Origin of the sequence: Microbacterium sp. RG1 (assembly GCF_005347485.1) — a bacterium.
Classification (GTDB): Bacteria; Actinomycetota; Actinomycetes; order Actinomycetales; family Microbacteriaceae; genus Microbacterium; species Microbacterium binotii_A.
Window position 1 is genome coordinate 1,140,216 of sequence record NZ_CP034121.1, and the last position, 14,124, is coordinate 1,154,339.

Annotated in this window: 16 protein-coding genes and 1 tRNA gene; 9 read left to right on the forward strand and 8 right to left on the reverse strand. The window is 69.3% G+C overall.

The genetic code is table 11. The features are described 5' to 3' along the window. Positions 1–109: 109 nt before the first annotated feature. The 7 genes from EHF32_RS05470 (at position 110) to EHF32_RS05500 (ending at position 4,864) form a co-directional block, all read left to right on the forward strand. Positions 110–658 carry an RNA polymerase sigma factor gene (locus EHF32_RS05470; protein WP_137417181.1) on the forward strand — a complete coding sequence of 183 codons (549 nt, stop codon included), beginning with the start codon at positions 110–112 and terminating at the stop codon, positions 656–658. Beyond that, positions 655–1,746, forward strand: a complete 1,092-nt coding sequence (locus EHF32_RS05475) for a DUF4349 domain-containing protein (protein WP_137417183.1) — start codon at positions 655–657, stop codon at positions 1,744–1,746. The genes EHF32_RS05470 and EHF32_RS05475 overlap by 4 nt, the downstream gene beginning before the upstream one ends. A 64-nt stretch (positions 1,747–1,810) precedes the next feature. Beyond that, entirely contained in the window at positions 1,811–2,410 is a 600-nt protein-coding gene (gene sigK / locus EHF32_RS05480; RefSeq protein ID WP_192900699.1) for an ECF RNA polymerase sigma factor SigK, read from the forward strand. After that, entirely contained in the window at positions 2,410–3,159 is a 750-nt protein-coding gene (locus EHF32_RS05485; RefSeq protein ID WP_137417184.1) for an anti-sigma factor, read from the forward strand. The genes sigK and EHF32_RS05485 overlap by 1 nt, the downstream gene beginning before the upstream one ends. Positions 3,160–3,247: 88 nt before the next feature. After that, positions 3,248–3,775 (forward strand): hypothetical protein, encoded by a 528-nt coding sequence (locus EHF32_RS05490; RefSeq protein WP_137417185.1) that lies wholly within the window; start codon positions 3,248–3,250, stop codon positions 3,773–3,775. 148 nt (positions 3,776–3,923) lie between these two features. After that, complete coding sequence (locus EHF32_RS05495) at positions 3,924–4,331, forward strand: DUF4383 domain-containing protein (RefSeq protein WP_137417187.1); 408 nt, start codon at positions 3,924–3,926, stop codon at positions 4,329–4,331. After that, positions 4,328–4,864, forward strand: a complete 537-nt coding sequence (locus EHF32_RS05500; RefSeq protein WP_137417189.1) for a hypothetical protein — start codon at positions 4,328–4,330, stop codon at positions 4,862–4,864. The genes EHF32_RS05495 and EHF32_RS05500 overlap by 4 nt, the downstream gene beginning before the upstream one ends. A gap of 4 nt (positions 4,865–4,868) precedes the next feature. On the opposite strand, the gene EHF32_RS05505 is transcribed toward EHF32_RS05500, so the two are convergent. After that, positions 4,869–5,342: a CinA family protein gene (locus EHF32_RS05505; RefSeq protein WP_202876836.1), complete on the reverse strand. Its 474-nt coding sequence runs from the start codon at positions 5,340–5,342 to the stop codon at positions 4,869–4,871. Positions 5,343–5,515: 173 nt separating this feature from the next. Further along, positions 5,516–5,591: transfer RNA gene (locus EHF32_RS05510), tRNA-Glu, on the reverse strand. A 109-nt stretch (positions 5,592–5,700) separates the two neighbouring features. Between EHF32_RS05510 and EHF32_RS05515 the strand changes: the two genes are divergently transcribed. Next, on the forward strand, positions 5,701–6,339 hold the full coding sequence (locus EHF32_RS05515) for an MBL fold metallo-hydrolase (RefSeq protein ID WP_137417192.1): 639 nt from the start codon (positions 5,701–5,703) through the stop codon (positions 6,337–6,339). Between the two features lie 69 nt (positions 6,340–6,408). Here the strand turns inward: EHF32_RS05515 and EHF32_RS05520 are convergent, their stop codons facing one another. The 6 genes from EHF32_RS05520 to EHF32_RS05545 all read right to left on the reverse strand — a co-directional run bounded on the left by EHF32_RS05520 (position 6,409) and on the right by EHF32_RS05545 (position 11,945). Then, positions 6,409–6,678, reverse strand: coding sequence for an HPr family phosphocarrier protein (locus EHF32_RS05520; RefSeq protein WP_137417194.1), 270 nt, complete (start codon positions 6,676–6,678; stop codon positions 6,409–6,411). A 33-nt stretch (positions 6,679–6,711) separates the two neighbouring features. Next, the gene (locus EHF32_RS05525; RefSeq protein WP_137417196.1) at positions 6,712–8,772 is read right to left on the reverse strand and encodes a PTS fructose transporter subunit IIABC; all 2,061 of its coding nucleotides are present in this window, start codon (positions 8,770–8,772) and stop codon (positions 6,712–6,714) included. Positions 8,773–8,796: 24 nt separating this feature from the next. Continuing rightward, a complete protein-coding gene (locus EHF32_RS05530; RefSeq protein ID WP_137417197.1) occupies positions 8,797–9,741 on the reverse strand; it encodes a 1-phosphofructokinase family hexose kinase in 945 nt (314 codons plus the stop codon). Then, on the reverse strand, positions 9,738–10,523 hold the full coding sequence (locus EHF32_RS05535) for a DeoR/GlpR family DNA-binding transcription regulator (protein WP_137417199.1): 786 nt from the start codon (positions 10,521–10,523) through the stop codon (positions 9,738–9,740). Before EHF32_RS05535 ends, EHF32_RS05530 begins: the two co-directional genes overlap by 4 nt. A gap of 84 nt (positions 10,524–10,607) precedes the next feature. Further along, positions 10,608–11,039, reverse strand: a complete 432-nt coding sequence (locus EHF32_RS05540) for a hypothetical protein (RefSeq protein WP_137417201.1) — start codon at positions 11,037–11,039, stop codon at positions 10,608–10,610. Positions 11,040–11,171: 132 nt separating this feature from the next. After that, entirely contained in the window at positions 11,172–11,945 is a 774-nt protein-coding gene (locus EHF32_RS05545) for a hypothetical protein (protein ID WP_137417202.1), read from the reverse strand. 162 nt (positions 11,946–12,107) lie between these two features. On the opposite strand from EHF32_RS05545, the gene EHF32_RS05550 reads away from it, so the two are divergent. Further along, positions 12,108–14,120, forward strand: a complete 2,013-nt coding sequence (locus EHF32_RS05550) for a DUF262 domain-containing protein (RefSeq protein ID WP_137417203.1) — start codon at positions 12,108–12,110, stop codon at positions 14,118–14,120. Positions 14,121–14,124: the final 4 nt, after the last annotated feature.

Genomic DNA, 14,124 nt, shown 5'->3' on the forward strand with positions numbered 1-14,124 from the left:
GAATCGGCGAACGCCACAGTTTATGCGGATCTGAGACGATCGGGCGGCCGAGGACACTTGAGGGTGAGAGAAGACGTCGGCGCGTCCGGCGCTGAGGGATTGGGGCACGATGACCAGCGATGGGGAGCTGATCGCGCGCGCGTCGCACGGAGACCACGAGGCCTTCCGCGCGCTGTATCGCGGCAACATCGACGCGGTCTACCGCATCGCGGCGATCCTGTTGCCGACGACAGCGGACGCCGAGGACGCGGCACAGGAGACGTTCGTCACGGCGTGGCGGAAGCTTCGCGGCTTCCGACTGGAGGGAGCCTCGGCTCTCCCCTGGTTCGCGACGATCTGTCGCCTGGTGTGCGCGAACCGCCTGCGTGCGCTGCGCCGCGAACGCGAGCACGTCGGCGCGACACTCGACGAGCGCATGCCGTCGCCGATCGACGTGGAGCAGGCGGTCATCGACTCCGAGCTGGCCGATCGCGTCGCCCGGGAGGTGGCGAGACTCGGCGATCTCGATCGCGAGCTCTTCGTCCTGTGCGCCGCGCACGGCTACGCCTACGATGCCGCGGCCGTCGAGCTGGGCCTCACCCACGGCGCCGTCCGCAACCGTCTCTCCCGCATCCGCAGCCGCCTGCGCGGCACCGTCCAGGAGGGGAACGCATCATGACGATCGACGACCGGGATCAGGGGCAGGAGCGCTCCTTGCCGGAGGGCCCGACCGCAGAGCAGATCGACCGGATCGAGCGAGGGATCGACCGTGATCTCGCGTTCGACTGGGTCCGCCGGCGGGCGCGACGCCGTGGCGGGTGGGCGGTCGCCGCCGCCGGTGTCGCGGTCGTCGCGCTGGCGGCGCTCGTCTCGCCCGTCGTCCTGGGCGGTCGCGGGGCCGAGGTCACCAGCCCGGTGTCCCTCTACGATTCGGCGCCTGTCGGTGTCCAGATCCAGGAGGGTGCCATCGCGGCGCAGGACATCGTGGGGGCCGACGGCGGGCGGTCCGCAGCGACGGATACGAGCCGCGAGGTCACCGCATCCGGGTGGATCCAGATGAGCGTGGACGACCCCGAAGACACCCAGCAGCAGATCACCGCGATCGTGACGGGTGTGCAGGGGTACGTCTCGTCGGCGAGCATCGCCGGCTCTCCGACCACGACCGATCCGGTGTACCCGGTGCCCGGGCAGAGCTCGATCACGGTGCGGGTGCCCGCCGACCGGTTGCAGGATGTGATCGATCAAGTCGGTGCTCTGGGAACCGTGTCGGCGTCGTCGGTGGATCGCTTCGACGTCACGGACCAGGCTGTCGACCTGCGGGCGAGGATCGCGGCGCAGGAGACGTCGGTCGCGCGCCTCACCGAGCTGCTTGCGCAGTCGGCGTCGGTCGCGGACCTGATCGCGGCGGAGTCCGCCCTCGCCGACCGTCAGGCGGCGCTGGATGCGGACCGGCAGCAGCTCGAGATGCTGGAGGATCAGGTGGCGATGTCGACGTTGACCGTCAACCTCGCTTCGAGGGACGCAGCGCCGCAAGCGGATCCCGCCGGATTCGGCGACGGGATCGCCGCAGGATGGGCGGGGCTCGTCGCGACCGTGAACGGGATCGTCATCGGGCTGGGCTTCCTCCTTCCTTGGCTCGCGGTGATCGCCGTCGCCGGCGTGATCGTGTGGGTGGTGCGACGTGCGCGTCGCGCGCGTCGCATCCGCCGATCAGACGATGCCGCTGACGCGTCCGGAGGCCCGGGCGCGTCCCAGCCATCGCGCTGAGTGACGGCCTACCACGCGGTCCTGTCCGCCGCGTGCCCGCAGGGGGTTGTGTGCGCGATAGGGCATGCTGGTGACTGTGGTGATCGACGGCGTCGAGGTTCCCGAGGACGGCTCGGGGGGTATCGATCATGTGGCGACGCTGCTCGCCGCGATCGCTGGGGGCGATCAGAACGCCTTTGCAGAGTTGTACGACATGCTGTCTCCGCGCATGTTCGGCCTCATCCGTCGCGTCCTCGTCGACCCTTCGCAGAGCGAGGAGGTGCTCCAGGAAGTCTTTCTCGAGATCTGGCAATCCGCTTCGCGCTTCGCTCCGAACAAGGGACAAGGAAGGTCGTGGGTTCTCACCATCGCGCACCGCCGAGCCGTCGACCGCGTGCGGGCGTCGCAGGCCAGCGCCGATCGTGATGCACGCGTCGGCCTTCGCGATCTCGACGTCGCATATGACGGCGTCGCCGAGACGGTGGAACTGAAGATCGAGGGCGGGCGCGTCTCCGAGGCGCTCGCCGGGCTACCCGAAGCGCAGCGCGAGACGATCGTCCTCGCCTACTACGGCGGTTACTCTCAGACCGAGATCGCCGCCCTCGTCGGGGCGCCGTTGGGAACCGTGAAAACACGCATGCGTGATGGACTGAGCAGATTGCGAACCAGGATGGGGGTGCAGTGATGGAAGAAGAAGAAGAGTTCCGCGACCTCGCGGCCGGCCATGCCCTCAACGCGCTCTCCACCGAAGACGAGATGCGCTTCCAGGAGCTTCTGGTCGCTCATCCCGCCTGGGACACGATCGTAGCCATGGAGCTGGACACCGCAGCGGCCCTTGCCGACGGCGCAGGCGACGTGGTACCCCGTCCGCAGGTCCGCGACGCGTTGCTCTCGCGGATCGCCACCGTGCCGCAGAACGCTCCGCGATCGACCGCTCCGGCTGAACCGACCGGGGACCCGACCCCCGCTCGGGCGCCGCGCCGCCCCCGCTCACGGATGTGGTTCGCACTCGCGGCCTCCCTCGCCTTCATCCTCGCCCTCGGCATCGGCGGCCTCTCGCTCGGGCGCCTGCTGACCCCCGAGGACGGCGCTCAGGTCGCCCTGGAGCAGATCCAGGACGCTCCCGACGCGCAGTCGGCGAGCGTCACCCTCGACGATGGCGCGTCCGCGACAGCGCATTGGTCCGCATCCACGGGACGGGCCGTGCTGGTCACGGACGGCATGCCGACGCTCGAGGACGACAAGACGTTCGAGATGTGGTTCATCCGCGATGGCGCCCCCCTCCCGGCCGGCACCTTCTCGGCCGACGACGCCGTCTCCGAGCTCGCCGGCACGTTCCAGCCCGGCGACGTGATCGCTGTCACCGTGGAGGCCGCGGGCGGATCGCCCAGCGGTCTTCCCACGACGGACGCGATGTTCGCCATCACGACCTGAGATCTTTCCTCCCATCCGATCGAGTCGCGGCTCCGGATGACCTGTGTGCGGCCGAAAGGTCGCAGACGGAAAACAAGGAGAGATATCGATGCGTACGAACACGAAGAACCGTCTGGCAATCATCACCGCTGCGGGAGCAGGCGCTGCAGCGATCGCTGTCGCCGGGTTCGCGCTGCCGGCCTCGGCAGACGAGCCCCGCGGAGGCGACTGGTCCACCTTCACCACGACGCTGAGCGCCCCGGTCGAAGCCGCGCAGACCTGGCTGACGAGCGCGATCGAGGCCGGAAGTGCTTCGGTGTCCCCCGACACATCCGTCGCCCCCGACACCTCTGTCGGCGATGTGAGCGTGATCCAGGGACCCATCGTGGGCGACGTGCTCTCCGGCAACCAGGCGCCGGTCGCGTCGGGCAACGACGTGCAGGCGCCGGTCGCCTCCGGTAACGACGTGCAGGCTCCTGTCGAGGCACCGGTCGGCTCCGGCAACGAGACCGGCATCGAGGCACCTGTCGCCCCCGAGACGTCGGTCGGCGGATCCGTCGGCGACATCGGCACGCAGGTGGGCGACCTCGTCGACGGCCTCACCTCCAACCTCGACCTCGGCGGTCTTCTCAACTGACATCACCGCGCACGGGGCGTCGTTCCTTCGGGAGCGGCGCCCCGTTCTCTGTGAGGAGCCTGAAAGTCCTCCCATCCGTTCTCGGGGCCGTGACGAACAAGTGATGGATGCGGCACACGGTCGCATCCTCCCTACACCGGAGGTCATCATGAGCTCTTCCCCGAACCGCCTCGTCGCGACCATCTTCGGCGCGATCTATCTCCTCGTCGGTCTCCTCGGCTTCGCCGTCACCGGTGGCGTGGGCTTCCTCGCCACCGAAGGAGGGCTCCTCCTCGGCATCTTCGCCGTGAACCCGCTGCACAACGTCGCTCACCTGCTCATCGGTGCGGCGCTGCTCGTCGCTGGCCTCGCCAACGTCCGTGCAGCCAAGACGGTGAACACCGTCGTCGGCGCCGCCTACCTGCTGCTCGGCGTGGCCGGGTTCTTCCTCGTGGGCACGGCCGCCAACATCCTGGCGCTGAACGTCCCCGACCACTTCCTGCACCTCGGCAGCGCCGTCGTGCTGCTGGCCATCGGCGTCGGCGCCGACCGCGGCGCCCGCGTCGCCACGGCATGAGCGCTCAGCACACCAGCGCGGCTACGGGTCGGCGGGCAGCCCTGCTCGCCGGCCCGTGGCCGGCCGCGCTCGCATGGGGCGCAGCGCTCGTGCTCGCTGCCCTCGGGGCGGGCGCCGTCGTCCTCCCGGACGCGACATCGGCGAATCGGGTCCTCGGAGTCGGTGCCGCTGCGCTCGGGCTCGGCGGACTCGGATGGGGCATCGCAGCACTCCGGGCCGGCCGTCTCCTCGCTCCTCGCTGGATCACGGCGGGAACCCTCCTCGCGGTGCTCGTCGCCACGTCGCTGCTGGCGAGCGAACCCGCACACACGAGCATCGTGGGCGTCGCCGTGTGCGTCGCCTTCAGCGTGACCCTCGGAGCCTGTGCGGCAGCAGCCACGCGCCGCGACGTCCCCGCGCAGCATCTGCGGGTCGGCCAGCTGCTCGCCGCTGCCGCCCTCATCGCGGTCTTGGTGACCCCCGCGCTCGGCGCCGTCCAGGACGGGATCCTGCTGCGCGATGACGGCACCGTCCCGGTCGTGCCGCACCACTGAGCCCTCAGCGGTCGTCGACGCCTGACGCACCATCCAGGACCTCGGCGAGCATCTCGAGCGCCGCGTGCGTGGTCGCTTCGACGATCTGCTCCGGGTCGTCTCCCTCGAAGGAGAACTCGCGCGCTCCGGCGTGCGGCCCCCGCGCCCAGCCGATGAAGACGGTTCCGGGGGCGTGCCCGTCCTGCGGATCCGGCCCGCCCACACCCGTCGTCGCGACGGCCGCATCCACCTCCAGCGCATCGCGCACCCCCGCAGCCATCGTCCGCGCGCACTCCGCCGAACACGGGTCGATGTCTTCGGGCACCCCGAGCACGAGATTCTTCGTCTCGATCGTGTAGGCGACGACTCCTCCGGCGAACCAGTCGGATGCGCCCGGCGTCGCCCCGAGGGCCGTGCACACCTGCCCTCCGGTCAGCGACTCCGCCGCCGCGACGCGGATGCCCGCGGCCGTCGCCAGCTCACCGATCTTCTCGGTCACGTCCACATCCTGCTCCCCTCGATCGTCTCGGACGTCGGCACCGTATGCCGTGACCGGACGCGACCTGAGGGGATTGCTTCGGTGACCCGCGCGCACTACACGAGAGGGACACCGCCGAAGCGGGAGCCATCCAGAAAACAAGAAAACCCCCGGATTGACCGGGGGTTTTCTGTTGGTGACCCCAGCGGGATTCGAACCCGCGTTACCGCCGTGAGAGGGCGGCGTACTAGGCCGCTATACGATGGGGCCGCTGCCGTGGCAACCGTTCAAGTATGCCATGCGGTCTTGCGTTGCGCCAAATCGAGGCCGGGATCCGTGTCGGGTTGCCTCGGCGACCCCTGAAGAGTTGACTCGCGTCATGCGAATCACCAAGCACGAGCATGCCGCCCTCACCCTCGAGAAGCAGGGCCGCAAGCTCATCATCGACCCCGGTTCGTTCACGACTCCCCTGCCCGACACGGCGAACGTCGCAGCCCTCGTGATCACGCACGAGCACCCAGACCATTGGACGGCCGATCACATCGACCGCCTCGTCGCCGCGAATCCCGGGCTGCCCATCTACGCGCCCGAGGGCGTCAAGAACGCGGCACCCGGTTACGACATCACCGTCGTGGCCCCCGGCGACACGGTTGATGTGGAGCCGTTCCGTCTCCGCTTCTTCGGCGGTCGCCACGCCGTCATCCACGAGAGCATCCCGGTGATCGACAACGTGGGCGTGCTGGTCGACGACACGTTCTACTATCCGGGCGACTCGTACGCCCCGCCCAAGGGACACGACGTGGCCGTGCTCGCCGCGCCCGTCGGCGCACCCTGGTTGAAGATCGGCGACGCCATGGACTTCGTCCTCGCCGTGAAGCCGCGCCAGGTGTTCGCCACACACGACATGACGCTGTCGGTCGCGGGCAAGGAGATGGGGCGAGCCCGCCTGAAGTGGTCCGCAGAGCAGCACGGTGGCGATCTCGTCGTTCTCGAGCCGGGCGACGCTCTCGAACTCTGAACAGGAACGACGAAGGCGGATGCGGCACCCGGAGGTGTCCGCATCCGCCTTCGGCGTCTGAAGGATGCCTTACTCGGCGTCGAGGTCCGTCTCGAGCAGGGCGACGAGCTCGTCGAGAGCCTGCTCGGCCCCCTCGCCCTCCGCCTTCAGGGTCACGACACTGCCGTGCGAAACACCGAGACCGATGATCGACAGGATGCTTCCCGCGTTCAGGTCGGGGCCGCCCTCAAGGGCGATCGTGACGGGGAGCTTCTTCTCCTGCACCGCCTGCACGAAGAGCTTGGCGGGGCGCGCGTGAAGCCCCGAGCTGCTGGCGATTGTCGCCTGACGTTCTGCCATGAGTGATTCCTCTCGTCTTACCCTTCTATGCTCTCAGGCCGCGACGGGTGCTGCCGCCGCTTGCGCCTGAGCGAGTTCTTTGCTTCCGACCCACTTCTTCAGCGCGACGACCGCCAGCGCGGTCACCAGGGTCCCTGCGACCAGTGCCACCAGGAAGCCCCAGATCGGGTCGATGGCGAAGAACACGAAGATCCCGCCGTGGGGCGCCAGGGACGAGACCCCGAGAGCCATGCTCAGTCCGCCCGTGACGGCACCGCCGATGAGGTTGGCGGGGATGACGCGCAACGGGTCGGCGGCCGCGAACGGGATGGCACCCTCGCTGATGAAGGCGGCACCCAGCAACCAGGCCGCCTTGCCGTTCTCCTTCTCGACGGGCGTGAACAGGCCGCGAGCCAGGACGGTGGACGCCAGAGCCATGGCCAGCGGCGGGACCATGCCCGCGGCCATGACCGCCGCCATGATCAGGAACGGCACGGCGTGGATGTCGGCGGTCGACGCACTCGCGAGACCTGCGGTGGCGAAGGCGTAGGCGACCTTGTTGACGGGGCCGCCGAGGTCGAAGCACATCATGAGGCCGAGGATGATGCCGACGACGACGATCGCTCCGGTTCCCGCGAGGTCGGTCAGGCCCACGTTCAGCGCGTCCATGAGAGCCGCGATCGGCCGGCCCAGGAAGAGGATCATCAGACCCGAGGCGATGATCGAGCCCACCAGCGGGATGATCACGACCGGCATGAGACCCCGCAGCCAGCGAGGCGGGTTGAGGCGTCCGAGCCACCAGGCGATGAAACCGGCGAGCAGACCGCCGATGATGCCGCCGATGAAGCCCGCGTTCATGAGTACCGCGACGGCACCCGCGACGAAACCGGGGGCGATGCCGGGGCGGTCGGCGATCGCGAAGGCGATGTAGCCCGCCAACGCAGACACCAGGAAGCCCATCGACGTCGCGCCGATCATGAAGGCGACGGAGCCGAGGTATTGGCCGATGGGACCCAGCGGCGACGTGATGTTCTCCGTCGGCAGGTTCCACAGCGAGTTGTCGATGATCACCTTGCCGGCGTCGGCGGTCACCTGATAGCCGCCCAGGAGGAATCCGAGCGCGATCAACAGACCGCCGCCGGCCACGAACGGGATCATGTAGCTCACGCCCGTGAGCAGGATCCGCTGGATCTTGGCACCCCATCGCTCGTTCTGTGCGGGAGCGCTGCTGGTAGCCGAGGCGCCGCCGGACGCAGCCGGGACGCGCGCACCGCTCGGGTCCTTCGCCGCCGCGAGGGCCTCCGTGATGAGGGCGACGGGCTGCTCGATGCCGCGCTTAACCCCCGAGCGCACGACGGGCTTACCGGCGAAGCGCTGCGGCTCGCGCACATCCACGTCGACGGCGAAGATCACCGCGTCAGCGTCGTCGATCACGCTCTGCGGAAGCGCCTTGTAGCCACTGGAGCCCTGGGGCTCGACGATGAGGTCGATGCCCTGCTCCTTGCCGGCCGCGGTCAGCGCGTCGGCGGCCATGAAGGTGTGCGCGATACCGGTCGCGCAGGCGGTGACGGCGACGATCCGTGCGGGGCGACCGTCGACCTCGAGCGCGGTGGAAGCGGATGCGGCGGGCGCCGACGGGGTCGCCGCGGGCGCTGCGGCCTCCTCCTCGCCGATCGCCTGACGGACGATGGACACCACGGCGATCGCATCTGCGGCCTGGCGCAGGTCGCTCGTGAACGATTCCTGCATGAGGCTTCGGGCCAGGCGGGACAGCACGGCGAGGTGCTCCTCGGCGGCGTCCGCAGGCGCCGCGATGAGGAAGACGAGATCGGCGGGGCCGTCCGCGGCGCCGAAAGCCACCGCGGGCTTCAGCCTGGCGAAGGCAAGAGAGGCCTGCGAGACGGCGGGGCTCTTGGCGTGCGGGATCGCGATGCCGCCGGGCAGGCCGGTCTCATCCTTCTCCTCGCGCGCCCAGGCGTCGGCGAAGAGAGCCTCGGCATCCGTGGCCCGACCCGCGGCGACCACGCGCGCGGCAAGGGCCCGGATGACGGCTGCCTTGTCGGCGCCGAGATCCTCGTCGAGGACGACGAGCTCCGGTGTGATGGTGTCGGACACGATGACCTCCAGTGGTCGGGTTCGTCAGCGGATGATCCGCTGCACGGGAATCTCGGCGGTGACAAGATCCGCCGGGGTCGGGGGTTGGGTTCCGGGAAGGGATGCGGCGGCGGCGCCGTAGCGCATCCCCCTGCGCAGACGTTCCTCAGGCTCGGCGCCGGCGACATCGGCCAGTAGATATCCGGCGAGGGAGCTGTCGCCCGCGCCCACCGTGCTGACCGCGGTGATGCGCGGGGCCGTTCCCACCCAGACGCCGTCCTCGGTGACCAGCAGGGCCCCTGCTGCGCCGAGCGTCACCAGTGCTGCACCGACGCGCGGGCCGACGAGGTCCTGAGCGAGCGCGATGATCCCGTCGATGTCACGGGTGTCGGCGGGGGCGCCGGTGAGTTCGGCGAGTTCATGCTCGTTGGGCTTGATGAGGTCCGGGCGAGCCTCGGCCACAGCGGCCGCGAGTGCGACACCCGAGGTGTCGACGGCGATGCGAGGCGTCGCGTCGCCGTGCGCGGCGCGAACGGCGAGGATCACGCGCACGTAGAAGTCGTCACCGGCACCTGGCGGGAGGGATCCCGCGAGCACGAGCCAGTCGGCGCCCGCGGTGGCCGCCACGATCGTGCCGATGAGCGCGTCCGCATCCGCCGCGTCGAGCTCGGCGCCGGGCAGATTGATCTTCGTCGTCGTCCCCTGCGGATCGGCCAAGGTGAGGTTCGCACGGGCGTGGCCGTGGACGGGGACGGATCGAACGGGGATGCCGGTCTGCGCGAGCGCCGCTGCGTACGGATCCTGCTCGGCGAGCGGAAGCACGGCGAGTGTCGGCGTTCCCGCCGCGGCGACGACGCGGGAGACGTTCACGCCCTTCCCTCCGGCATCCTCGCGGACGCCGAGAGCGCTCTGCACCTCGCCGACCTCGAGCGGGCCGGCAAGCGAGACCGCTCGGTCGAGAGAGGGGTTCGCGGTGACGGTGACGATCATGCCTGCACCACCTCGATGTCGGCGCGCTCCAGCGCTTCGGCCAGCGAGGACGGCGGGGCCGCATCCGTCACGAGCACGTCGAGCGCGGCGAGCGGCGCGAACGAGACGAGCAGCTCGAGGTCGAACTTCTGGGCGTCGCAGAGGACGACGACGCGGCGTGCCGCCGCGACCGCCGCGCGCTTGACCGCCGCCTCCTCCGGGTCGGGGGTGCTGAGGCCGAACGAGGCGGAGAGTCCGTTGGTACCGAGGAAGGCGATGTCGGGTCGAAGGTTCTGGATGGCGGCGACGGTGGTCGCCCCGACCGCTGCGCCCGTGACGCGACGCACGCGACCGCCGACGAGGGTGAGGTCGATGCCGTCCTGTTCGGCGAGCAGAGGTGCGTGTGCGAAGGAGTGGGTGACCACATCCGCTCGTCCTCCGCGCGCAGCCAGATGCGATGGCAGCTCCTGGGCGAGTGCGCCGACTGTGGAGCCGGCGTCCAGCAGCACGGATCCGCTGAAGCGGTCGCCGAGGAGGTTCAGTGCGGCCCGCGCGATCCGTCCCTTCGCGTCGCTGCGTTCATGGATGCGCTCGCTGATGGACGTCTCGCGGGTGCTGGAGCGGCCCTGAGCGACGGCGCCGCCGTGCACACGCTGCAGAACACCGCGCTGCTCCAGAGTCGCGAGGTCGCGGCGCACGGTCTCGGTGGTGACATCGAAGCGCGCCGCGAGGTCGACGACCACAAGTCGTCCCTCGGCGTCCAAGATTCTCTCGATCGCCGCCTGGCGCTCCGTTGCGTACATGATCCTCCTCGAAGGATCAACACATTACAACACAAAGCCACACAAAGGAACGGTTGCGCCGGGTAAAAACCACATGCGCTGTGGTCACAGGAGCCGCGGCCCCGCAGGCGTGAGAGTGACGATCATCCAACTGCGTTGCCCGTCGGAGGTGCGCCGCATCCGCGCCCAGTGCCCGGAGGACGTGACGACGGAGTCTCCGCGCAGGACACGCCGCGCATCGACGTGTCCGTATCCGGCGTTCGCGACGGCGAACTCGATCGCTCTCATGTCGGTCGAGAACATGTCGACGCGCACGAACGACGCCACGATCGCGATGACGAAGAGCAGGAACCCTCCGAAAGCGAGAATCAGCGCGGCAGGCACCACACCCATCCCTACGGACGCGATCATCAGCCCGAGAATCGCCGCCACGATCAACGCGCACCCTCCCACGATCGTGCAGACGACCATGACGATCATCCACGTCCGCACGGCGCGCGCTCTGGGCGCGTCGACGACCACCTCACTCGGCTGCATGCCCTCCCCCTCGTTCGGTTTCATCCTGCGCGATCACTCCCTGCGAACATCGCCTCTTGACGCGCGGACGTCGGCACGCAAAACGGTGGCCCGGTCCGCAGTGCGGACCGGGCCACCGTTGTGCGAGGCGGTTCAGGCTTCGCTCATGGCCTGGACGGCCGCCTGGCCCTTCGCCGCGTAATAGGCGGCGCGCGCCGCATCCTTGCGCGCCTGCTCCGCGTAGCCGTGCTCGAGCACGTCCTGCGGCACCTCGACGCTCTCGACGTGGTTCACGCCGTGGTACTTCTCGATGTAGGCGTCGAGCTCGGGGCCCGACGTCCACGAGGTGATGAGGCAATAGCGCGGGTCGGTGCCGTTGTGCGTGGCCGCGTGCCAGAGGCGCTGCGTGTCGATGATCAGCTGCGCGCCGGCGGGGAGCGCGATGCGCACCTCGCCACGCGGGTCTGTGCGGTTCTCACGCAGGACGAAGTAGCTGTCCTTGTCGTCCGTCAGGTTGAAGAACCCGCGCACGACCCAGCCGGTGCCGTCCGGGTTCAGGCGGTTGTTGTCGTCCTGGTGGAGGTTGTAGAGGCAGTCGCCGTAGGGCGTGGGCTGCAGCTCGATGACGCGGCAGCGGCCGACGTTCGCGCCGGGCTCCTGCGCGCGACGCACGAGGTTCGGAGCCTTGGCGACCTGCGAGTCGATCCAGACGCCGTCCTTGTCGGTGCGCGGCGGCTTGTGGTTCCAGAACCCGTTGCACTCGATCTCGCCGAAGGCACTGGCGAGAGGAGCGAACCGGGTGTCGCCCGAGGACTTCCAGTCGTTGTACTCGATGTCGAGCCACTCTTTGGGATCGAGCTCCTGGTTGTAGCTGTCGAGGACGACGTAGCCGGTCTCCTCGAGAGCGGCGGACTTGATGTAACCCATGACGAATCATGCCTTTCGGTGGGGGGTCAGCGCGTTTTTACTGGCCCAGGTAAGGTCAGCCTACTCGGGCACCTCTGCAATACCCGGGAGGCCCGAGGCCCCGGCCTAGAGTGGTCTGGTCGCCCCGCGCGACGCGCTCCGCCCGCAACGAGATCGAGGATCATGGCCACCGCCACCAACGTCGATGCGACCGCCGTCAACACGATCGCCTGGCTCAGCGATCCCGACCTCGCCATCGTCGTTCCCGTGTACCAACGGCAGTACCGATGGGACATCGGCGGATGCGAGCAGCTGCTGGCCGACGTCCGCCAGGTCGCCGATCTCCCGGAGGGCCACACGCACTTCCTGGCCTCCATCCTGTCGTCGCGCGGCGGGGAATCCGACGACGCCGAGCTCGTGCTCATCGACGGCCAGCAGCGCATCACGACGCTCATGCTTCTGGTCGCCGCCCTCGAACACACCGTGCGCGACACCGACCCCGCGCTGGCGGCACGCCTGCACGAGGTGCTCGTGCGCGGCGGCGAGAGCCACCGGACGAAGCTGCGCCCCCACCGGGCGTGGGCGGACGTCTTCGAGAGCGTGGTGCTCGATCGACGAGGTGCGGACGCCGAGGATCGCACATCGCGCTTCGACGACAACTACGCGTTCTTCCGCAGCCAGATCCGGCCCGAGGAGGCGCCCCGCATCTGGCGAGGGCTTCAGCGCCTCGAGCACGTCGCCATCGCGCTCGGCGCCGACGCCAACGCGCAGCAGATCTTCGAGAGCCTGAACTCGACGGGTGAGCCCCTGCGGGATCACGAGCTGATCCACAACTACATCCTCATGGGTCTCACGCACGCGGAGCAGACCGAGATCGAGGAGCGGTTCTGGCTGCCGATCGAGCAGAACACCGGCGAGGCCATCGCGGACTTCTGGCGCCACTACCTGGTGATGCGCACCGGCCGAGAGCTCACGGGCGGCACGACGCGCGCCGTCTACGACGCGTTCCGCGGCGAGTTCCCGGTGCTCGAGGCCGAGACGCTGGAGAGGGACGCGGCCGAGTGGAAGGCGTACTCGGAGATCTACCGCGTCCTCCTCGAACCCGCGCACACCCCCGACGAAGGCGTCGCCGCGCAGCTCCGCTTCCTGGGCACGTTCGGGCGCGGCACCTTCCCGCTGGTCATGGCCGCGTACCGAGACCGCGAGCAGGGTCTCATCGGCCGCGACGCACTGATCGAGACGCTGGAGGATCTGCAGGCGCTGCTGCTGCGTCGCCTCGTCGCCGGCCTCACCAACGACCGGCTCGTCGCCCGTCTGTGTCGCGCACGCGCCGAAGGCGCTGAGGCATTGAGCCACGCCTTCGGACGCATCACGCCCTCCGACGAGCGGATGCGGATCGCCCTGAAGTTCACTCCCCTGCCGCATCCGGCGTACGTGCTGGCACGGCTGGCCGGACGTGACTCCGCGGCGGATCTCGACGTCGAGCACATCGTTCCGCTCGCACCGGGAGACGGATGGAGCGGCGACGGCGTGCGCACGTGGAGCGAGTTCTCGGAGGACGAGCAGAACAGCCACCGGGCGCTCGCGGCGACGCTGGGCAATCTCGCGCTGCTCGAAGAGCCGCTCGCGGAGCGCGCGCTCGACCGTTCGTTCCCGGACAAGCGCGACCTGTACCGCCGCAGCGCCGTCGAGCTGACCGCATCCGTCTCCGACCTCGAGGCGTGGAACACCGCCGCGATCTCCCGGCGCACCGTGGAGCTCATCGAGCTGTTCCTCACGGTGTGGCGCCGCCGAGCCGATGTGCTCATCGACGACGACGATCTGACCCCCATCCTCGACGCGAAGAAGCGCCGTGGCTTCCCGCCGGGCTGGCAGCAGGAGTGGTCATACGTGGAGTACCGCGGCGAACACTGGGAGATCTACGACATCGCGTCCTTGTTCAACCGCATCTTCAAACGGCTCTGGGCCGACGCCCGCGAGGACCTCCTGTCGTTCAGTGCGCGACGCGGTGGTCCCGTGTATGAGACGCGAGCGTGGAACGGGCAGTGGGACGAGCTCGGCGACGGCGCCTTCCTCTACATGGGCTGGGACTCGCGTTACATGCTCGCTGCCGTACAGGGGGTGCTCGAGGAGGCCGGGATCGCCGCGGAGGTCTTCGTGAAGTACTCCTACATCGGCAACGCGATGCGCGACTGAGCCG